The 19,454-nt window shown below is 55.7% G+C and carries 23 protein-coding genes and 1 tRNA gene; 14 read left to right on the top strand and 10 right to left on the bottom strand.

Features of this window, described 5'->3' with window-relative positions:
- The 3 genes from IQ273_RS15985 to IQ273_RS15975 all read right to left on the bottom strand — a co-directional run.
- The coding region (locus IQ273_RS15985; protein WP_194024165.1) for an antibiotic biosynthesis monooxygenase at nucleotides 1-370 on the bottom strand (370 nt) is incomplete at its 3' end.
- A gap of 110 nt (nucleotides 371-480) precedes the next feature.
- Nucleotides 481-2,034, bottom strand: a complete 1,554-nt coding sequence (locus IQ273_RS15980) for a hypothetical protein (RefSeq protein ID WP_194024164.1) — start codon at nucleotides 2,032-2,034, stop codon at nucleotides 481-483.
- Nucleotides 2,035-2,092: 58 nt separating this feature from the next.
- Nucleotides 2,093-2,461: a hypothetical protein gene (locus IQ273_RS15975; protein ID WP_194024163.1), complete on the bottom strand. Its 369-nt coding sequence runs from the start codon at nucleotides 2,459-2,461 to the stop codon at nucleotides 2,093-2,095.
- A gap of 420 nt (nucleotides 2,462-2,881) precedes the next feature.
- On the opposite strand from IQ273_RS15975, the gene IQ273_RS15970 reads away from it, so the two are divergent.
- Complete coding sequence (locus IQ273_RS15970; RefSeq protein WP_194024162.1) at nucleotides 2,882-3,706, top strand: photosystem II manganese-stabilizing polypeptide; 825 nt, start codon at nucleotides 2,882-2,884, stop codon at nucleotides 3,704-3,706.
- Nucleotides 3,707-3,771: 65 nt separating this feature from the next.
- Here the strand turns inward: IQ273_RS15970 and IQ273_RS15965 are convergent, their stop codons facing one another.
- Complete coding sequence (locus tag IQ273_RS15965) at nucleotides 3,772-4,488, bottom strand: histidine phosphatase family protein (protein ID WP_228053152.1); 717 nt, start codon at nucleotides 4,486-4,488, stop codon at nucleotides 3,772-3,774.
- Between the two features lie 124 nt (nucleotides 4,489-4,612).
- On the opposite strand from IQ273_RS15965, the gene IQ273_RS15960 reads away from it, so the two are divergent.
- The 3 genes from IQ273_RS15960 (at nucleotide 4,613) to IQ273_RS15950 (ending at nucleotide 6,384) form a co-directional block, all read left to right on the top strand.
- Entirely contained in the window at nucleotides 4,613-5,107 is a 495-nt protein-coding gene (locus IQ273_RS15960; protein ID WP_194024161.1) for a hypothetical protein, read from the top strand.
- Between the two features lie 113 nt (nucleotides 5,108-5,220).
- Nucleotides 5,221-5,832 (top strand): Uma2 family endonuclease, encoded by a 612-nt coding sequence (locus IQ273_RS15955; RefSeq protein WP_194024160.1) that lies wholly within the window; start codon nucleotides 5,221-5,223, stop codon nucleotides 5,830-5,832.
- 15 nt (nucleotides 5,833-5,847) lie between these two features.
- Nucleotides 5,848-6,384 (top strand): TetR/AcrR family transcriptional regulator, encoded by a 537-nt coding sequence (locus IQ273_RS15950; RefSeq protein WP_313898144.1) that lies wholly within the window; start codon nucleotides 5,848-5,850, stop codon nucleotides 6,382-6,384.
- A gap of 89 nt (nucleotides 6,385-6,473) precedes the next feature.
- Here IQ273_RS15950 and IQ273_RS15945 read toward each other — a convergent pair whose 3' ends face one another.
- The 3 genes from IQ273_RS15945 to IQ273_RS15935 all read right to left on the bottom strand — a co-directional run bounded on the left by IQ273_RS15945 (nucleotide 6,474) and on the right by IQ273_RS15935 (nucleotide 8,952).
- Nucleotides 6,474-6,821, bottom strand: a complete 348-nt coding sequence (locus IQ273_RS15945) for a ribulose bisphosphate carboxylase small subunit (protein WP_194024159.1) — start codon at nucleotides 6,819-6,821, stop codon at nucleotides 6,474-6,476.
- An 81-nt stretch (nucleotides 6,822-6,902) separates the two neighbouring features.
- Nucleotides 6,903-7,331 (bottom strand): RuBisCO chaperone RbcX, encoded by a 429-nt coding sequence (gene rcbX, locus IQ273_RS15940; protein WP_194024158.1) that lies wholly within the window; start codon nucleotides 7,329-7,331, stop codon nucleotides 6,903-6,905.
- A 190-nt stretch (nucleotides 7,332-7,521) separates the two neighbouring features.
- Nucleotides 7,522-8,952: a form I ribulose bisphosphate carboxylase large subunit gene (locus tag IQ273_RS15935; protein ID WP_194024157.1), complete on the bottom strand. Its 1,431-nt coding sequence runs from the start codon at nucleotides 8,950-8,952 to the stop codon at nucleotides 7,522-7,524.
- Nucleotides 8,953-9,456: 504 nt separating this feature from the next.
- On the opposite strand from IQ273_RS15935, the gene IQ273_RS15930 reads away from it, so the two are divergent.
- Nucleotides 9,457-10,473, top strand: a complete 1,017-nt coding sequence (locus tag IQ273_RS15930; protein WP_228053150.1) for a two-component regulator propeller domain-containing protein — start codon at nucleotides 9,457-9,459, stop codon at nucleotides 10,471-10,473.
- Between the two features lie 105 nt (nucleotides 10,474-10,578).
- Here IQ273_RS15930 and IQ273_RS15925 read toward each other — a convergent pair whose 3' ends face one another.
- Nucleotides 10,579-11,115 carry a phycobiliprotein lyase gene (locus IQ273_RS15925; protein WP_194024156.1) on the bottom strand — a complete coding sequence of 179 codons (537 nt, stop codon included), beginning with the start codon at nucleotides 11,113-11,115 and terminating at the stop codon, nucleotides 10,579-10,581.
- A 303-nt stretch (nucleotides 11,116-11,418) separates the two neighbouring features.
- Between IQ273_RS15925 and IQ273_RS15920 the strand changes: the two genes are divergently transcribed.
- Nucleotides 11,419-11,973: a phycobiliprotein lyase gene (locus tag IQ273_RS15920; RefSeq protein WP_194024155.1), complete on the top strand. Its 555-nt coding sequence runs from the start codon at nucleotides 11,419-11,421 to the stop codon at nucleotides 11,971-11,973.
- Nucleotides 11,974-12,169: 196 nt separating this feature from the next.
- Here the strand turns inward: IQ273_RS15920 and IQ273_RS15915 are convergent.
- Nucleotides 12,170-12,251, bottom strand: a tRNA-Leu gene (locus IQ273_RS15915).
- A 276-nt stretch (nucleotides 12,252-12,527) separates the two neighbouring features.
- Here IQ273_RS15915 and accC point away from each other — a divergent pair.
- Nucleotides 12,528-13,877, top strand: a complete 1,350-nt coding sequence (gene accC, locus IQ273_RS15910; protein ID WP_194024154.1) for an acetyl-CoA carboxylase biotin carboxylase subunit — start codon at nucleotides 12,528-12,530, stop codon at nucleotides 13,875-13,877.
- A 107-nt stretch (nucleotides 13,878-13,984) separates the two neighbouring features.
- Nucleotides 13,985-14,374 (top strand): VOC family protein, encoded by a 390-nt coding sequence (locus IQ273_RS15905; protein ID WP_194024153.1) that lies wholly within the window; start codon nucleotides 13,985-13,987, stop codon nucleotides 14,372-14,374.
- Here the strand turns inward: IQ273_RS15905 and IQ273_RS15900 are convergent.
- Nucleotides 14,371-14,655, bottom strand: coding sequence for a YggT family protein (locus tag IQ273_RS15900; RefSeq protein ID WP_313898143.1), 285 nt, complete (start codon nucleotides 14,653-14,655; stop codon nucleotides 14,371-14,373). The two genes, IQ273_RS15905 and IQ273_RS15900, sit on opposite strands and share 4 nt — an antisense overlap.
- 214 nt (nucleotides 14,656-14,869) lie before the next feature.
- Here IQ273_RS15900 and psbX point away from each other — a divergent pair, with 214 nt between their 5' ends.
- The 6 genes from psbX to IQ273_RS15870 all read left to right on the top strand — a co-directional run bounded on the left by psbX (nucleotide 14,870) and on the right by IQ273_RS15870 (nucleotide 19,339).
- The gene (gene psbX / locus IQ273_RS15895) at nucleotides 14,870-14,989 is read left to right on the top strand and encodes a photosystem II reaction center X protein (RefSeq protein WP_194024152.1); all 120 of its coding nucleotides are present in this window, start codon (nucleotides 14,870-14,872) and stop codon (nucleotides 14,987-14,989) included.
- A gap of 148 nt (nucleotides 14,990-15,137) precedes the next feature.
- Entirely contained in the window at nucleotides 15,138-15,893 is a 756-nt protein-coding gene (locus tag IQ273_RS15890; RefSeq protein WP_313898142.1) for a Ycf66 family protein, read from the top strand.
- Between the two features lie 68 nt (nucleotides 15,894-15,961).
- Nucleotides 15,962-16,261, top strand: a complete 300-nt coding sequence (locus tag IQ273_RS15885; protein WP_194024167.1) for a hypothetical protein — start codon at nucleotides 15,962-15,964, stop codon at nucleotides 16,259-16,261.
- 183 nt (nucleotides 16,262-16,444) lie between these two features.
- Nucleotides 16,445-17,335, top strand: coding sequence for a nucleoside monophosphate kinase (locus IQ273_RS15880; RefSeq protein WP_194024151.1), 891 nt, complete (start codon nucleotides 16,445-16,447; stop codon nucleotides 17,333-17,335).
- 465 nt (nucleotides 17,336-17,800) lie between these two features.
- Nucleotides 17,801-18,202: a type II toxin-antitoxin system PemK/MazF family toxin gene (locus tag IQ273_RS35810; protein ID WP_397197926.1), complete on the top strand. Its 402-nt coding sequence runs from the start codon at nucleotides 17,801-17,803 to the stop codon at nucleotides 18,200-18,202.
- Nucleotides 18,203-18,463: 261 nt separating this feature from the next.
- Nucleotides 18,464-19,339, top strand: coding sequence for an FAD-dependent oxidoreductase (locus IQ273_RS15870; RefSeq protein ID WP_228053142.1), 876 nt, complete (start codon nucleotides 18,464-18,466; stop codon nucleotides 19,337-19,339).
- Nucleotides 19,340-19,454: the final 115 nt, after the last annotated feature.

Raw genomic sequence — 19,454 nt, 5'->3', positions numbered from 1 at the left:
GGCTGGGCAGGGGCGATCGCATCTCAGTTCTGGCTCTGGGCAGCGTAAACCACAGCTCTAGACCGCTGGGCAGCTGCTGCTGCGATCGGGCCGCAATCAACCCGTAAGATTTATCCATCCAGTCGCGGTAGGTGGGTGATATCAGCCAGCAGCGCAGGCGTTCGTAGGTTTCAAACTTCACGATTACCACGTACTCGGGGTGGTCATGGTCGCGGGGGCGAATAACATCAACCCCCAAAAAACCATCGAAGGTACGAGCATCGCGGTTGATTCCCTTCGTCCACGCCTCGTAGGCAGGTACGTTGCTCGGGTCAACTACCTCTGAGATCACCAGAGTCACCGGCCCCGACGGCGGCTGAGTCGCTTCCATAGAACCAGGCCAAGGCGTCAAGTAGAAACCTCAAGAATACAGAACATCAAGGGTTTCCGCCATTTGCTCAGCCTCGGCTTCAATGGGGCAATCTGTCCCTGGGAGGGCTTCTAGAGAGAACAGAACTTTCTCACCCGGTCAAACTCGGGGTCTTGCCATGAATAGGCAAAGTGGCTCACCGACGTAATCTCTGGAGTCGCCCGGCGCAGGGCCTCCATTTGGGTTTCGAGCGCCGGACGGTTGTAGGTGGCCTGGCCCCAAATCCCGGCCAGCGCTGGGGTAATGGTGGGAGACGTGCCGCCCGGTATCATTGTCTGCACCCGACGCACGCCATCTAAAATGCAGCCCGTGTGGCCGCACACCGCGTAGGCCATTGGGTGCCAGGTCATCCAGGTGGGAAAGCGCTCCCAATACTGCAGGCGCGAGTCGTAGCCGCCGGTACCCACCGTTTGGTTACCCTCCGGGAAAAACACCGCCCCAGGCTGAATGCCGGTACGCTGGGCCTGCTCCCCAGCCAGCTTGACAAAATCAACGACGCCCTGCACCGCGTGGGCTACGCTCAACTGCCATAGTTCGGCCTGTAGTCGGGGCCTTAGGCTAGCCGGTGTGGGTGGTGCCTGGCCGGGTTGCAGAGATGGCGAAGGCGTGCGGCTTTGCCACAGGGGTTCTGCCTCGTTGGGGTAGAGGTCGCGCACGTCTTGAATATCGCGATCGAGCAGGTGCCCCCGGCTAATGTAGCGGCGGATCAGCTCCTGACCCTGCTGATTAGCCGCCCGGCGCAGCAGCGCATCCCGCGAGGCCTGGCCGTAGATCCACAGGTCGTCGACGCTGTCGACCACCGAGTTGGGGCCAACCCCACGGGGGTAGCGCACGTAGTCAAACAGTACGCCATCGGGCTGTCGTCGCAGCACCGCCCCTAGCATCCGGCTGTAGTCGTCCTGGGCCTGTGTATTGTACGGATCGACAAAGACCTCGTCGGGGTTGCTAGAGGCCCCGGACTTGGCATAGGTGTAGGTGGTCTGGCCACGACCATTGAGGGCCAGTACCTGCTCGCGATCGGCCCTTAACCCATAGGAATAGCCAAAGTTGAGGGCAAACACCCAGGCATCGACCTTGAGGCTTCGCTGGCGACCCTTCTCCAGGGCTTCGGCAAACAGATCGCGGCGCTCGTAGCCGGGGGTTTGCACCACCGAGGGCCACACCGTGGGGTTATCGGCCTGAGGCAGCAGCACCTGGCCGCCGTAAAAGACTTCGACGTAGACTTCGTTGTAGCCCAGGTTGACCACGCGATCGAATAATGCATCTAAAATGCCCGGCTGTAGGTCGCAGGGGTACAGCCGCAACCACACGGCCTGGCGCTGGGGCCAGGTGCGGCTGCGACACTGGCTCAACGCCTCGGTATGCTGGCGAACCAGGGCCTGATACTGCTCTGTGGCAGCGGTATCTCCGGTGAGAGCGGCTTTGCGCAGATTTTCTTTGGCCAGGGCATCGGCCTGGGTGACCTGACAGTAAGCATTGAGGGCTAGAGCCTGACCCGTGCCCACTAGGGGAATTATCCCTAACCCCACCAACCCAGAGGCCAGGGCCAACCCCTGCAAAAGTAAGGGTTTTGTCAGCCGCTGGAGTGAATCACGAAACCGAGTTGGAGAAGGACAGCTGACCATAGGTAATGGGGGCCTTGCGTATCGACGTTTAGGGTAACGTTTGAGACGAAAAAACGCTCTACTTTTCTTCCCCCGGAAACAGGTCTTCTTCGATAGTCGGCATGGTGGTGGGGAAAAGATTGTCGAGATCTAGGTCAGGCACGTTGGCCAGCAGGGCTTTTAGCTTCATGCGCTGAATGTAGGGCCAGCCGCCGCTGACCTCAATGTCTCTAAGCAAAGCATAGAGGTGTTGGCGATTGTCGGGTAGGGCATCGCGAAAGAGCGTTTCGCGAATGTCTCGATGCTGCTGCTCTAGCAACCGCAGCAGCGCCAAAAGGTTTATGCTTTGCCCTCGGCGGGCCAGAGCAGCCCGATCGATCGATTGTGACAAGGCTTTAAGGTCTTCTGGCAGACTTTCACGGCGATCGCCATGCGGGTAGTCGGTCATGGGGCTAGGCCAAATATCTGTTAAATAGCCTAATGTTAGCTGCCTGGCCGTAAAAGCCACGTCAGTTTTTGATAAAGCTCACTCCGCCTAAGATTTATGCCCCAGACCCGCCAATTTTAGGCTTGTCTAGGTTAGGGGTTTCAAATCTTAGGAAAGAGGCCCAGAGCCATGTAGAATGCTTACTTGAGGCTTTACTCGGCTGAGGGCAGGCCCAGCATTGTTGCTGGGCTCTAGGAGCAGATTACTCTCCCGCCGCTCGCAATGGTCATTGGCGCAACCTCCTCAAAGGAGTTAGACCAGCCCCCAGGGGCGATCGCGCCAGGGCTATTCTGGCCAGCGCCATAAGCCCAGAGCCAACGGCTGTCGCATTATTTGAGTAGTTTGACAGCGCCTTTTACATACTAATTTTTGAGGTAGACCATGAGGTATCGCGCCCTCTTAGTTGCATTCTTGGCCATCTGCCTGAGTGTACTGACAGCCTGTAGCGAAGCGCCCAGTGCCAGTAGTAGTGTGCCCCTGACCTACGACGAAATCCGCAATACGGGCCTGGCTAACAAGTGCCCACAGCTTTCTGAAATGACCCGGGGCAGCTTAGCCCTAGAAGACGGTAAAACCTATCAGCTGGTAGGCATGTGTATCGAGCCCACGGCCTACTTCGTTAAGGAAGAAGCCTCTAAGCGCCAAGATGCCACCTACATTCCTGGCAAGGTGCTGACCCGCTACACCTCCAGCCTAGACCAGGTGCGCGGCGATCTCACCCTGCAGTCTGACGGCAGTCTGCTGTTCTCTGAAACCGGCGGCATGGATTTCCAGGCGATTACCGTGCAGCTTCCCGGTGGTCAGCAAGAGCCTTTTCTGTTCACAGTTAAGGGGCTGGCCGCTCAGTCGCAGCCTGGTCAAAATGCTCTGACCACCTCCACCGACTTCGAGGGCGATTATAAAGTGCCCTCCTACCGCACCTCTAACTTCCTGGATCCCAAGGGTCGTGGTCTGGCTACCGGCTACGATACGGCGGTGGCATTGCCCGCCAGCGGCGACAGCGAAGAGTATGCCAAAGAGAATATGAAAGCCTTTGATATCGGTCAAGGCCATATTTCTTTGCGGGTATCTAAGATTGACGGTAACACGGGCGAGATTGGCGGTACCTTTGAGGCTGAGCAGCCCTCTGATACCGACATGGGTACCGCCCAGCCTGTAGACATCAAGGTACAGGGCGTCTTCTACGCTCGCCTTGAAGAAGCCTAAAATTAGCTTTGATCTAAACCCCTAAACCTTTTAACTTGGGAAGGAGCCTAGCTCTCCTTCCTTTTTTATTGCCCTGCATCCAGCAGCCCCACCTGCGCCAACTCCCCCTCATCATTCAGCGCCACCACCACCGCCTGCCCAGACCCAGGCAAGATGCCAGTTAGCGCGGTGATATTGACCTGGTGCGTCACCATTACCAATACGCCTCGGTTGGGCTGGTTGCGCACATACGCCTGCACCTGGCTAGTTTGTTGCGTAGCAGTACTGCGATCGCGAAAAAACGAATTCAGTGGCGGATAGGGTTCCACTGGGCCTAAAGCCATCAGTTCAGCGGTCTCCAGGCAGCGACACCACTGGCTGGAGAGCACCTGCACTACAGAAATATCCCGTTGCCGAAAAGCGGCCCCAATCTGCTGCGCCTGCGATCGCCCCGCCGCCGACAAATTGCGCTGGGTAGCACAGTCGTCTAGCCGAAAGCTAGCCGGGTCGCCCGTACCGGGAGCGATCGCATGGCGCAGCAGCACTACATAAAGCTGCTCATCGGCCTGCTGCAAGTGCTCCCACACGGTGACAGGGGCCGGACGAGGCACCGCTGGACTAAGAGCTAAATCTGCTGGAGCAGCCTGGGCCAGGGTCGGCAAGGCCAGAGCTGGTGTCATGGGTCTAAGGACACTGCGATCGCTCTGGCTGGGGGAGCATCCGGTCAGAGCCAGGCCCAGCAGCCCCACGCTCCACCACTGCAACCAGTAGGGAAGAGGCTTGTTGTTCAAGGGCCTAAGCATGGGCGGCAAGCCTGATCTAGATCACACACCTACCTTACCAACATCACCCTCGACCGGGGGGGCTATCACCACGCGCATCGGCCCATTGAGGGATATTACTTATGTCGCGTGAAACCCCCTCGTTATGGCTTCTTCCCCCCTCTGCTCTACTCAGACCGCAACCCTGACCTGGGGAAATCGCATTCAGACTAACCTGTACCGCTTAGCCACTGCCGCTGCCGCTGTGATTGGGCTTTCGGCCATGGCTAGTAGCGCAGCGGGCAGCACCCCTGGTTTGCCCGACGGCACCTACCTCTACGGCGAGTCGCCCGTGGCCGATACCATTGGGGCAGTTTATTTTGTGTTTGAGGCTAGGGAAGGCCGCTTGAGCGGAGCGGTGTATCAGCCTTCTTCTTCCTTCGACTGTGTGCGCGGCACTGTGGCAAATGGCGCTCTCGATTTAGTCATTACCGACGCCTATGACCAGAGCGAATCGCCCTACTCGGTCGCTCTGGTGGGAGAGGCAGCTGTGGCCAGCACTAGCGGCGGGGGCGCACCAGCACAGCTGGAGGGCATGTATGCGATCGCCACTCTCTCGGAGCTAGACCAGCAGATCCTATCTACCTGTAGAGCCCGCTAGCCCAGAGGTCAGGCGGTAGAATCAGGTTAAGGGCAAGGCGATCGCTAAACAGGAAATGCTCTGACGTTTTTGCGATCTCACCCATCCTCTAACCATACCTAGGGGGCAAACCAATGGTTCAGGCGCTATCTCAGCCATACATGAGCCTGCAGGAGTTTTTGACCTGGCTGCCAGAATCTGGACGCTACGAGCTGCACGATGGGGTAGTAGTTGAAATGCAGCCAACTGGGGCACATGAGCAGGTCGTGGGGTTACTAAACCGTAAGCTCAATGTGCTGATTGACCAAGAGAACCTTGACTATTTTATTCCCAATACAGTGTTGGTTCAGCCATTGGGTTGTGAGAGCGGTTACAAACCGGATGTGTTGCTGGTCGATAGTGCTGCGCTAGCGCAAGAACCGCTGTGGAAGCGAGAATCGGTGATTACTCTAGCCAGCTCTGTTAAGCTTTTGGTGGAAGTGGTCTCCACTAACTGGCCCGATGACTATGCTCGCAAGTTTGAAGACTACGAAGCTATGAGCATTCCCGAATACTGGATTGTGGATTACCTAGGCTTGGGTGGGCGACGCTACATCGGCAACCCCAAACAACCCACGATTACCGTTTGCCGCTGGGCCGAGGGGGTCTATGAAACCCAGCTTTTTCGGCGGGGAGATACCATCATCTCGCCAGGGTTTCCCAATTTGCGGTTAACGACCGATCAGATTTTTACAGCAGGGCAGTAGCTACGGGAATCATAGATAAAATTTAGCGGGGCTAAAACCGAGGCGATCGCGGCCAAAACTGGCGTTACCAAGGCCATGATCTACTACCACTTTGGCAGCAAAGAAGAACTCTACAAAGCTGTCATCCAGCGGCCCGCCGAAGATTTCGTCAATGCCTTTGGCAACCTAGAGTTAGAGACTATGCCGCCTGAGGAAGCGCTAAAAACGGTGATCAAGGTGGCGATCGCCCACGAAATTAGCCATCCCCATTACGGTCGTGTGCTGCTGCACGAAGCGATGCAGAACCAGGGCCAATACTTTAAGCTGACCGGCTGGGTTAACCCAATCAATCGCGTGATCGCGGTGGTAGAGCGCGGCATTCAGGCAGGCGTCTTTCGTCCGGTAGACCCCTGGTTAGCGGTCAACCACACGATGGGAATTTGCACATTCTATTTCAATGCCCAGGCCAATATGCGTAACGTGCAGCCTGAGTTTGAATGGTTTACGCCAGAGGCGATTGATCGCTTTACCGAATCGGCGATCGCTATGGTGCTAGCTGGGCTAAAGGCCTAATTTGACTCAGCAAAACTCTAAAACACAAAGGGCGGCGAGGATATCCTCGCCGCCCTTTGGCTCGTTATCTAACCCATGATAGGTAGACTTTAGTAGCGGTAGCCGCTGCTGGTAGCACCGGGCTTGTGCACGATGAAGCTAGCGATCTGGCACTGCTTGACGTTGTCGAAACCCACCACACGGATGTAGCAGTTCGAGTACTCAGAGCGGCAGGCTTGTACTTCGCTCAGCACTTCCTGGGTAGAGTTAGCGTTAAACAGGGGCAGTTTCCACATAGTCCAGTAGTAGGCCTCAGGATCTGAGGTCTCGTTGAACTCAATGGCGGGGAAATAGCCTTGTTTGAGAATGTAGGCGATCTGACGCTCGATTTGAGCATCGGTCAGGGGGGGCAAGTAAGACAGCGTTTCAAAGCGACGCTCTTTTGGCAGTGTTTTCATGGTTTCTCGCTAGGTTAACTAGGGTGCGATCGGCTGAAGCCGTGAACGAAATAAGTGATCAGACTGAGTTAAATAGATGACCTACTCGGCGGCATTTTCGGCGTCAGCAATGGATTCTTTGGATACATCTGCATCCTCAGAGGAATCAGGTTCCAGAGCGTATTCAGCGTCTGTGAGCTGAGTAATGCGCTCTAAATGCTGGCGGCGGTGCTCCATATTGGCTTGCTGAATACTGGTGACCACCATTTCGGGCAAAAATTCGCAGATACCCTCTGCAATGTGCTGCCGCACGGTCATCACTCGAATCGCCAGGTCTGCGCTTTCTGCTAGCAGGTCGCTCAGGTAGACTTCGCCATCCTGAAGCGCTTCTTTAGTTGAGAACGCATTGAGCCAATAGGCGCGGGCAGGGTTGGTTTCCTTGAGCTGGTTCAGTACGGTTTTCACAGCCTGAAAGGTCAAGTAGCTAGTGAGCACTTTAGCGGTGTCTTTAGCCGTTTGCTTAAGGTCCATCGGTGTCTCTCGAACGATTGACGTAGACCCCGCCAGAGGGCGGTTGGTAGCCCTGATCTAAGCCCGAACGGTTGGAAGATTCGGTAACTTGTACAGCATTCTCAACGATTTTAAGAACCTGCAGATCGGTGGATTAACCAACGCGCCCTCAGCCGCCCCAAAGCGGGTACCGCAGTACCCACTGGCCATCTTAGATGGTGTCCACGGTGTCGAACTCGAACTTGATTTCCTTCCACAGTTCGCAGGCGGCAGCCAGTTCGGGCGACCACTTGCAGGCTTCGCGGATGATGTCGCCACCTTCACGGGCCAGGTCACGGCCTTCGTTACGGGCCTGAACGCAAGCTTCGAGGGCCACGCGGTTAGCGGTAGCACCAGGTGCGTTACCCCAGGGGTGACCCAGCGTACCACCACCAAACTGCAGTACAGAGTCGTCGCCGAAGATTTCCACCAGCGCGGGCATGTGCCACACGTGGATACCACCGGAGGCCACAGCCATAACGCCGCCCATGGAAGCCCAGTCTTGGGTGAAGTAGATACCGCGAGACTTGTCTTGCTCGATGTAGTTTTCGCGCAGCAGGTCAACGAAGCCCAGAGTACCGGCGCGATCGCCCTCTAGCTTGCCCACAACGGTACCGGTGTGGATGTGGTCACCGCCGGACATGCGCAGACACTTGGCCAGCACACGGAAGTGGATGCCGTGGTTCTTCTGACGGTCGATTACGGCGTGCATAGCGCGGTGAATGTGCAGCAGCACACCGTTATCGCGACACCAGTGAGCCAGGCTAGTGTTAGCGGTAAAGCCACCAGTCAAGAAGTCGTGCATGACGATGGGCATTTCGAGTTCTTTGGCGTACTCGGCCCGCTTGATCATCTCTTCGCAGGTGGCGGCGGTGACGTTCAGGTAGTGACCTTTGATCTCACCGGTTTCAGCCTGGGACTTGTGGATGGCGTCGGCTACAAACAGGAAGCGATCGCGCCAGCGCTGGAAGGGCTGAGAGTTAATGTTCTCGTCGTCTTTGGTGAAGTCGAGACCACCGCGCAGGCACTCGTACACGGCGCGGCCATAGTTCTTCGCCGACAGACCTAGCTTGGGCTTAATGGTGCAGCCCAGCAGCGGACGACCGTACTTGTTGAGGCGATCGCGCTCTACTTGAATACCGTGGGGAGGACCTTGGAAGGTCTTGAGGTAGGCCACCGGAATGCGCAGGTCTTCTAGACGCAGGGCGCGCAGGGCCTTAAAACCAAACACGTTGCCCACTAGGGAGGTCAGCAGGTTGGTGACCGAGCCTTCCTCAAACAGGTCGAGGGGGTAGGCCACGTAGCAGATGTACTGGTTATCTTCGCCGGGCACGGGCTCAATGTCGTAGCAGCGACCCTTGTACCGATCCATGTCGGTCAGCAGGTCGGTCCACACCGTGGTCCAGGTACCCGTAGACGATTCTGCGGCCACAGCAGCAGCGCATTCCTCAGGAGGCACGCCGGGCTGGGGGGTCATCCGGAACGCCGCCAGGATGTCCGTATCTTTAGGTGTGTAGTCCGGAGTGTAATAGGTCAGTTTGTAGTCCTTAACCCCGGCGCTGTATCCAGCTTTTGATTGAGTCGTTGTCTGAGAGTAAGACATATCTCCCTTTCCTGTGAATCTAAGAAATCCCTCAAGCGAACCCCTGTAGCCCAGCCGCACACAAACAAGCCTCCTTAACTTAAGGAAGCCTAAGGTTTAGCCCAAGCCCCGGTCAGTCCACGCCAATTCGAGACGATAGAAAATACCAAAGCAACTCCCACAGCAGCCCCAAAACGGCTACTTTGCAAGCGCTTTAGGTATCCTTCATTACCTTATGGTTAGCATACTATCAGCGATTGGATAAGTTTAATTTTGGAAGATCTGTATACATTCATAACCTTAAGTTATGAATGTAGGTGAACCAAGGTGTGGGTTTCTCAAGTTCTTTAAAGACGGGCGTAGATTGCACCCAAGGGATGCTGGTTAACGAATTTCGTCTGAGGACTCCAACCCCCAGAATTGTCGATATACTGTAACGCTTGAGGTGCTCTAAAGCGCTCTAAAGCCTTTAAGGGCAATCTATTGGGGGCTGTTGCACGTCACCGCAAACCGTGGGGAGAGATTATGTTAAGCCTGCTGGTCCTATCGTCGCTAACGCTGTCATCGGGGAGGCTCTACCCGCCAGCTAACCCTCACCCCGGCTCCTACTCCAGTATCCCGGCGGCATCCATCCTGGCCCAGGCTCCGATCGCCAATGACTATCGGGTCACCGCGCTACAGCCCGACTTTACCGGCGACCTCTGGGTTGGTTCCTGGGCGGGCCTCTCTCGCATCAATCCTGAAACGGGGCGAGTGCTGCAGCGGGTCAGAATGCCCAGCCGCACCCTTGAAGCCCTGGCCCAAGATCGGGTGGGGCGAATTTGGGTTGGCACCTTTGACGGGTTGGTGCGGGTCGACCCACGTACCAACGTGATTACGGCCCAAAATTTTCAGCTGCCCTCAAATCGGGTGCTGTCGCTCTTGATCGACAGTCGCGGCTTCCTTTGGGCCGGGACCGATCGCGGCCTAGTCATGATCAGCCCCGATCGCGGCCTGCTAATGACCACCGTGCGGGATCTACCTGGGGTTAGCGCCAATGCCCTGGCCCTCGACGGCAACAACAACCTCTGGGTCGGCACCCTCGACGGACTGGTACAGATCAACACCGCTAGCGCCTTCCCTATCCGCGAGGTCGGCAGGCTGCCGGGCGGCGCAGTGCAGTCGCTCACCCTTGGCCCTCGCGGCAACCTCTGGGTCGGCACGGCCAGTAGTCTGCTGGTCGTAGACCCGGTGCGGGCCGAACTGGTGCGATCGGTCGGCACCATGCGGGGCCGCAGCGTGCAATCCGTTGAGTTTGACCGGGCTGGCAATGTCTGGGTGGGTACCACCAGCGGTCTATTTAAGCTCAAGCCCGACAGCGGTGAGCTGCTAGGCCAAGTACCCTCGCTGCCCTCAGGGCAAATTCTGGCGCTTTCGCCCAATACCGGCAACAAAATCTGGGCCGGCACCAGCGAAGGTTTGGGCTGGGTCAGCCTGACCACAGGTGAAGGCAACCCCCACTGGGGCCTAGTCAGCCCCACCGTAGTCGAAGCATTGCGGTAGTCTTAGTGGTTTTGTAACGAAAACCCTGATTCTAAAAACTGGGTTTCTTCTTTAGCTCGCTCCAAACTTTGGCTGCTGGCCAAGAAACCCGGTTCCTGAGTTTCCCTAAACCCGAGTTTCTAAGTATTGACCAATCATGATCTCTTCTCCGGCACGGGAGATGATGGTTTGGCGGGTGCGGTAGCGCTGGCCGATCAGCCGCAGCTCTTCTTCAAAGCTGGAGTCGTTGTACTGAGTTTTGAGCACTAGGGTGCGGTTGTCGTTAAAGTGGTACTGGGCGGTGACGGGCTTGGGGGTAGCAAAGCCGCGATCGCGGTACAGGGTCGTGCCCCGTACCCCAAAAATAGTGCTGCCCTTCACCGGCTTTTTGCCGGTGCCCACGTAGTCGCTCTCCCAGGTGACGGTGGTGCCACAGATCAGGGGCTTGGTGGGGTCTAGCTGATGCATCTCAGCAAGCTCCACTAGCTGGGGTACGCCAGCCTCTAAAAATGCGATCGTGATCTGACTGACCACTTCCTGAGTTTCGCCACTTTTGAGCGTGTAGTAGCGACGCTCCGATCGCCAGTCTCCGGCGGTGTCGCGAAAGAAAGCCTGAACCAGAGGCTCAGCTAAAATACGGGCGGTATCAGCGGAGAAAGGCATAGTCACTCGTCCAGGCAACGGGTATAAGGCAATGAAAGTCAATCCAAAAACTGGATTCGTTAATTTTCTTAACCTTGGGTTTCTATATCATAGGAGGTGAAGATGGGTTCGGCAATCACTCATCAGGGTCATTTAGCTCACCTGCGGGCTCAGGCTGCCGCTTATCCTACGATGTCTGCTGGCGAGTTCTGTAAGCATTAATACTTAAGGCGAGCGATCGCTGAATATCAGCCTCAGGTCTTGGTTAGCCCACTCGCAACCCTGGTACCGTATAAATTGCCGAGCAGCTCTGGGGCTAACACTATGGATTTGGCCGACATCACCTACTTTTTTGACTGCTGCATGGGTCAGTGGTCGATCGAGCGCACCTACCACTACCTCACTCACCAGGAGATCGAGCGATCGCATACCGATTTTCGCGTCGAGGCCATTACTCCCGAACTGCGGCGTAAGGTGCTAGCCGACAACGGCTACGACCCCGTCGAAAATATTGACCAGCTGCCGGGTTTCCAGCTGGCCTTCCGCACCCTGTCTGACAAGGGCGAAGAAGTCTCTCAAGAGCTGCGGGCGCTGTTTGTGCCCAAGCAGCAGGAGGGAACGGTGCTGAGCGGCGATTATCTGCGCGATCGCGCCTACGAAGAAGATCGCCCGATTATTTCTAGTTTTACCTACGACCAGAGCAACCGCGAGCTGCTCATGACTACCCACTACACGCGAGTTGTATCTATCGATTCAATCCTGCTGGTCAACCCCAACATGCGTATTCGCCGCATTCTCAACTATCAGCGCCCCGCCGAGGGAGCGGTAATGGATACCCTGGTGCTGGTTGGATTTGGGGTCGAGCAAAAAGTGGGATAAGCCATGCTAATTCTTTGAGGAGCAGAAATGAGAGTTTCCGCTCTTTAGAGAAATGGCCATACCGTAGCGCGGCACACTCAACAATAAAAACAACCATAGCCGTTCCCTTCGACTTCGCTCAGGGAACGGCTATTTTCAGGACACCTGTTGTGGGTGAGGCTGACCCAGCTCTAACCAAGTACAGCACTATTTGAAATGCGGATGGCGAGACTCGAACTCGCACAGCGTAAGCCACACGCCCCTCAAGCGTGCGTGTCTACCAATTCCACCACATCCGCTGGTGATTTTCTGAGCTGTACCAAGCGGGCGCACTGAGGGAAGTCGTCGCCCAAGCACTAGCTCAGATATATAAGAGTAAACCATAACGGTCCCCTTGTAAGGGCACATCTTTAGCAATTTTTGTCGCGCTAGCGCTGTGCCAACACCATGATAGAATCAGCGACCGTCGTCATCGTATGATGCTGGTTATGGTTGGTTGCAGTAGTGGGCTGGGATTGCTTGGCTAGGCTGCTAACGCCAAAACTCAATAGTCTCTTGCTATTTGCCCTACGTACATGCGCTTTTCCAAGATTTTGATTGCCAACCGGGGAGAAATTGCGCTACGCATTCTCCGGACCTGTGAAGAAATGGGCATAGCCACCGTTGCAGTTCACTCCACGGTCGATCGCCACGCCCTGCATGTGCAGCTGGCCGATGAGGCGGTTTGTATTGGCGAAGCGCCCAGCCAAAAAAGCTACCTCAACATTCCCAACATTATTGCCGCCGCCCTGACCCGCAACGCCAGTGCCATTCACCCCGGCTATGGTTTTTTGGCTGAAAACGCCCGCTTTGCCGAAATCTGTGCCGACCACCAAATTGTCTTTGTCGGCCCCTCCCCTGACTCGATTCGCAGAATGGGCGACAAGTCGACCGCGAAAGACACGATGCAAAAGGTGGGCGTGCCTACGGTGCCGGGCAGCGGCGGTCTGCTCACCGACGAGACCGAGGCCTATAAGGTGGCTAGCGAAATTGGCTATCCGGTCATGATCAAAGCTACTGCGGGGGGGGGCGGGCGCGGCATGCGCCTGGTCAACAGCGAGGTCGATCTCGTCAAAGCCTTTATGGCGGCCCAGGGTGAGGCTCAAGCTGCCTTTGGCAACGCTGGCGTTTACATGGAAAAGTTTATCGATCGCCCCCGCCATATTGAGTTTCAGATCTTGGCCGATAGCCACGGCAACGTGGTGCACCTGGGCGAGCGCGACTGCTCCATTCAGCGGCGGCACCAAAAGCTGCTCGAAGAAGCGCCCAGCCCTCGCCTCACCGCCGAGCAGCGCGAAAAAATGGGTTCGGCAGCGGTGCTGGCGGCTAAATCGATTAACTATGTGGGGGCGGGCACTGTCGAGTTTCTAGTCGACAGCCAGGGCAACTTCTACTTCATGGAAATGAATACCCGCATTCAGGTCGAGCACCCGGTCACCGAAATGATCACCGGCATCGACCTAATCGCCGCTCAGCTCACCATTGCCCAAGGCGAAAAGCTGCCCTTTACCCAGTCAGATATTCAAATTCGCGGCCATGCGATCGAGTGCCGCATCAACGCCGAAGACCCCGACCACAACTTTCGTCCCAACCCCGGTCGCATCAGCGGCTATCTGGCCCCCGGCGGCATGGGCGTCCGGATGGATTCCCACGTCTACACCGACTACGAAATTCCGCCCTACTACGACTCGCTGGTGGGCAAGCTGATTGTGTGGGGGCCAGACCGTCCTACCGCCATTAGCCGCATGCGCCGCGCCTTGCGAGAGTGCGCCATCACCGGGCTACCCACCACCATCGGCTTTCACCAAAAGGTGCTCGAAAACGCCAACTTCCTCAGCGGTGATGTCTACACCAATTTTGTCGCCGAAATGATGGCCATTAAGTAGCCTAGTATAGGCTGTGCTGGCCTGGAGGCGTCGAGCGACGATCGCCGCAGATCTGGCGGTTCAGGTTTTAGATATTGTTGTCAGACCCGATCGCATCATTGCACACCATGGGTTTTAGTCGTGTTTTGACCAATATCTGCTCAGATCGGCTGGCCGAGAGTCGAGAGTTTTATATTGCTCTGCTGGGGTTTGAGGTCAACTACGACAGCGACTGGTACGTGCAGCTGCGGTGCCCGACCAATGCTGAGTTCGAGTTTGGCATTATTCAGCGCGACCACGAACTGGTTCCAGAGCAGTACCGTTCTGCGCCTACTGGCATGTACATCACCTTCGTCGTAGACGATGTTGATGCGGTCTACGAGCAGGCCAAGGCTATGCATTTGAACATCGTGCAAAAACCAAAGAATGAGTTTTACGGTCAGCGCCGTTTTCTTACCGTTGACCCCAACGGCTGCCTGCTCGACATCTGCTCACCCTGGAGTGACGCAGAGCGTTAGCCCAGCATTCGCAGCAGCCCCTGCTGCCCCACCAAAATCTCCCGCAGTAGGGTGACGATGCCCACCCAGATCACCGGGGCAATGTCGACGCCGCCAATCGGGGGCACCAGCTTCCGCATAGGGACCAGCAATGGTTCGGTCGGCCAGGCTACCAGGGCAAAGGGCAGCTTGGAGAGGTTGGCTTGGGGATACCAGGTAAGCACAATGCGAAAGATAAACAGCAGGGTCATCAGCCCCAGTAGCAGGCCCACGCCAATCGTCAGCACTTGTGTAGCGGCCACGGTTAACCCTCCAAAAATTCGCCGTTGCAATTATCTACAATTCTAAAGCCTTACTCGGCCTATTCTTGGTGCTGACCTGCGCTAGGCTGGGCCGAGCTGAGGGGATTGGGGCAAATAACTTGCGATCGCCCGTCTAGAGCTATGGGCAGGGAGCGTAACTTGATCAATAATGATCAGTAACAATTTGTCTAAATCATTATCAGGACAAGGGCATATGACACCGTCTTTAGCTAACTTCTTGCTCAGCCTTCTGGCTGGGGCCGTAATTATCGTTGTACCTGCTTCCGCTTTTCTGTTCTTTGTGAGCCAGCGCGACAAGATTCAGCGTCAGTAGTCCGAGCCTGTGCCTCTCAGAAGCTATGTCGAGGGGCACAACTTGCAGGCTTTGTAGTCGGGAACCCTGTAGGCGTTCCCGATTTTTTCGTTAAGTCGGCTAGAATTAACGTGTTCGGTTGGCAGAGGCGTCTTAAGAGGAATTTGCCGTGAATTTTGGTACCCCCGTCCCCCTGCTGCTGGGCATCTTTATGGTGATTTGCGGCGTGGCGCTGTTCTTTTTAGATCGGCTCAAGCCCGGTTACGAGCGCGACTCGGACAAGGTCTATGCCATTTTGTTTTTGCTGTCAGGGGTGTTCTTGCTCGGCAACCTGACGATGGACATCATCCCCTCATTTCAGCAGATGCTGATGGTGGGCATGCTGGTGTCGCTGATGATTCAAAACATCAACTCTAGAACCCCCGTGACCTTGCGCTCTGGCCCTGGTGACGGGGGTGACTACGGCGGTGGCTATCGACCACCTAGCCGTGGCGGCGGCCGTCCACAGCCCTACGCGCCCGACAACCGCACCAATCTGCGCGCTGAGCTAGATCGCCGCGACTACGGCCCCGCCGACCCCTACAGCCGACCCCGACCCATGCTGGAAGGGCGCGGCGAGCCAGGTGGTCGCCCTCCCTATAATGCCGATGTCTATGGCGACGGTCGTCCGATGCGCCCTAACGATGGCCCGATCGATCGCCCCCCCATGGGCGATCGCCCCCCAGTGGACGATCGCCGTTTGAATGATCGTCCTCCCGTAGATGGCCCTGACGGCCCGCCTTACTATGGCAGTGGCCCTCGGCCCGGCGACGATCGCGTGCGCCGTCGTCGCCCCCCCAAGAGCCGCAGCGAGTACAACGATCGCTACCGCCTTGACCCCGGCCCGCCGCCGCGCGACTACCGCCCCGATCGCGACCCGCTCTAGGATCGCGACGGTTTAACTGCGCTGTCTGTCTATCTACTGGCTTTATTTCGGTAATTTCTTTGTCGCCTCTGCCCGTTACCTTCGACACCGCTACCATTGCCGGTACCGCTCTGTGGGCGATCGCATTTTACCTGGGCTTTTCACCCCTGGCCGATCGCCTGATTGATACCTTTGAGGGGTGGCTTGGGGCCGGGTCTCCAGCGGCATCTCTTCTCAGCATCGTGCCGTTCTTGCTGGTGGGCGGGCTGGCCCACTACGGTTTGACCCTCTCGTTAGGAGGCAGCTGGGCAGTGAGCCTGGGCGTTATCTCTGCGATGGGGTGCGGTGTCTACGAGCTGGGGCGACGCGACGGTCAGGCGTCTGACTAGGGTTACCCACTTCGGGCAGGGCGCTTCACAGTCGCTTGTTTGAATAGAAAAATTGGGCAAACAGCAGCAGAATGTGCGCAGCTGTTGCTTCATGCCTGCGGTCGCTTCATTGCTTTGAAGCCAGCGGCAGCTCCAGATTTTGGAGTAATCTATTGAAGCACTAGAGTGGAATATTGCCATTCTATGGAAACTAAACAATTCATCCTTTTAGGTCATCCTGGTGTAGGGGTGCGGGCTCAGGCCGCTGCGCTAGCTGAGCGCTGGCAGGTGCCCCATGTTTCTATGGCAGAGCTTTTGCGGGAGGCGATCGCTCAAGAGACCGCCATTGGCACAGAAATTCGCCCCTTTGTAGAAGCCGACGAACTGGTGCCCGATGCACTGGTGATAAGGCTGATCCGAAAGCGGTTTGAGCAGCCCGACACCATGCTCAAAGGTTGGGTTTTAGAGGGTTTTCCACGCACGCTGGTTCAGGCTGAGGCGTTTGATGAGTGGTGGTCGGCGGTGGGGCAGCCTCCGGCGATGGTGGCCTACCTCAAAGCGCCGTCGGAGTTTTTGATCATCCGAATCTTAAATGAAACCAGCGAAAAGCCGCCGATTTCTGTCATCCGAGACCGTTTAGAGCGCTTTCAGCAATCGTTAGAGCCTCTGATTGAGTACTATCAGCAGCAGTCGAAGCTCGCCACCATCAATGCCAGCCTGTCGTTTGCGGAGGTGGCTAGCGCCCTGGCTCAGCTCGGCCAACAAGACACAGGTGCGGCTAAGTTGATTCACGATGAAGCTGAACTCGATGCGCTTTTAGCCAGTGAACCACTGCTGGTAGTCGATTGCATGGCCTCTTGGTGTGGCTCCTGCAAACAAGTGACGCCGTCGATCGATAAACTGGCTGAGGCCTACGGCGGTTCTGTCGCGGTTAGGAAGATAGACTTTGATGCCAATCGGCAGATTACTAAGCGGTTTGGGCTGAAAGGGATACCGGCGGTAATGTTCTTTAAGCATGGCGAACAGCTAGAGACCCTAACCGGTATCAAGTCTTATCAGGAATACAGTGCAGCGGTAACTCGCCTATTAGCCTGAGCTAAACCCATAGGAACCAAGCCTCTGCTGCTCGCTCAGGGTTGGGAGACAGCAGCAGAGACTCGGTCTTTTAAGGTGGCTTGCTACATGAGTATGGTTTTGGTCAAAATGACCATCCATAGGTGGGAAGACGCGATGGGCAAAGCCCGACCCTTGCAGGGTCAACGCGCGATCCTCTGATGTGACTGTGCCACCAACCTTAGGCTGTCGTGGAGCATGTGACGCACTTTCTCAGGATTTAGGGACCGGGTCCCTTTGTCGTTGGCTCCAGATCTAGGCGGTAACGGCAGGGACCCCGTTCCTTGGGCAACGTCAGTCGCGTCGTGGGGTTGGGGTACTTAGGTTAAAGTTTACGCACCGCATAACAACCGAGTTGCACTGGAACGATCCAGAATGGACTGGTTGAGTTGCAAAAGTTATTTGCGTCCGGGAACGCGACCATTAGGCCATGTATGAGTTGTAAAAATGATGGATAGTGAAGCAAATAAAGAGAATTTAGTTCGGCCTGGGCTTATCTGCCGTGGGCAGCTTTACTGGATTGCGCCGGACGAGTCTCATCGGTCTATTCTGCCAATCCGTCACCCGCACGTCGTCGTCCAAGACGACCTCTTCAACGCCTCCAGAATCAGCACCGTCGTGATGTGCGGTATTACATCGAACCTGAGGCGTGCTTCGGAGCCCGGCACAGTTCTTCTCGAACCAGGCGAAGGCGGGCTAGAACGGCAAAGCGTTGTGATCGCATCGCAGATTTCCTCGGTGGATAAGTCTCACTTAGGTGAGTGCATTGGTATGCTTTCAGAGCAGCGGGTTGAGCAGATCCTGTCAAGTCTACGGTTTTTGCAGAGAGCGTTTATCAGGGGGAGCTAGTTGGGCGACTTAATCCCTCGGTCGGGCCGTTATCTCGATCTTACCTATCTGAGTTGAAATGGACAAAGAGTTTCGAGTTCTGTACAATCACCGCTCTGGTTGAACGGCTTAATGGAAGAGCTACTGGTACAAAAGCTTCGCGTCAACCGTAGGGCAAGAACGCGCGACAGAAACCCACTAACTATCACTGGGTCATTAAGTAGACGGGGCGGTTAGGTGATGCATAGGCGAGATTTTCTGAAAATATTTGGTTTAACGCTGATGGTGTCTGCCAATAGTGCCTGCCGGGAAGAATCGCAAGGATATACAGCAACCTCAAATAAGAAGCGTATCTTGGTAATTGGTGCTGGGTTATCTGGTCTAGCTGCTGCTCAAGAATTAAACAGATGGGGACATGAAGTTATTGTTGTCGAAGCCCGTGAGCGGATTGGTGGTCGTATTTGGACGAGTACTCAGTGGGCTGATATGCCTTTAGATTTTGGGGCAACATGGATACATGGACCGCAGGGTAATCCATTGACAGATTTGGCAGAACAAATTAACGCCAAACGCTTCACGACTAGTTACGAGAATTCAGCAACATATAACACATCAGGAAAGCCCCTTTCCAAAGCAGAAGAAGTTCGCATGGAGGATTTGAGGGAGCAAGTGTTCACGGCTTTAAAAAAAGCACAGGGCAGGGATAATGATGCTTCAATTCGACAGGTGATTAAGCCGTTAATAGATCGGTTTAACGAGTCCTCGGAAACCTACCGATTTATCAATTTTATTCTCAGCGGTGCGATCGAACAGGAGTATTCGGGAAGCGTGGAACAGCTCTCCGTACACTGGTATGACAGTGCCAAAACATTTGATGGTGATGATGTTTTGTTCGCTCAAGGATTTAAAGTTATCCCAGAGTTTCTAGCGCAAGGATTACAGATTGAACTAGGTCAGGTGGTGAAAGAAATTCAATGGCAGCGATCGCCCATTCGGGTGATCACCCAAAAAGCTGAGTTCATCGCCGACTATGTTGTAGTGACTCTGCCGCTTGGGGTTTTGCAGACTAAAAAAGTTCATTTCTCTCCTGAATTACCTCGCAGCAAACAGAATGCGATTGCCAAACTGGGTATGGGTGTCTTGAACTACCCCTGTTAAGGTGAACGTTTGTTCTCCTTTTGCTTGAGGAGCCGAGCGGTGGCAACATGGGGATGCTTCGGATTAAACGGCTCCTTTTTAGCAGGTTTTTTGGGACCTCTGGGAGAGGACGAAA

It is taken from the genome of Nodosilinea sp. LEGE 07298 (genome assembly GCF_015207265.1).
Lineage (GTDB): Bacteria > Cyanobacteriota > Cyanobacteriia > Phormidesmidales > Phormidesmidaceae > Nodosilinea.
Note: the sequence above shows the minus strand (reverse complement) of the source record. Positions and strands in the feature narration are given on the sequence as shown.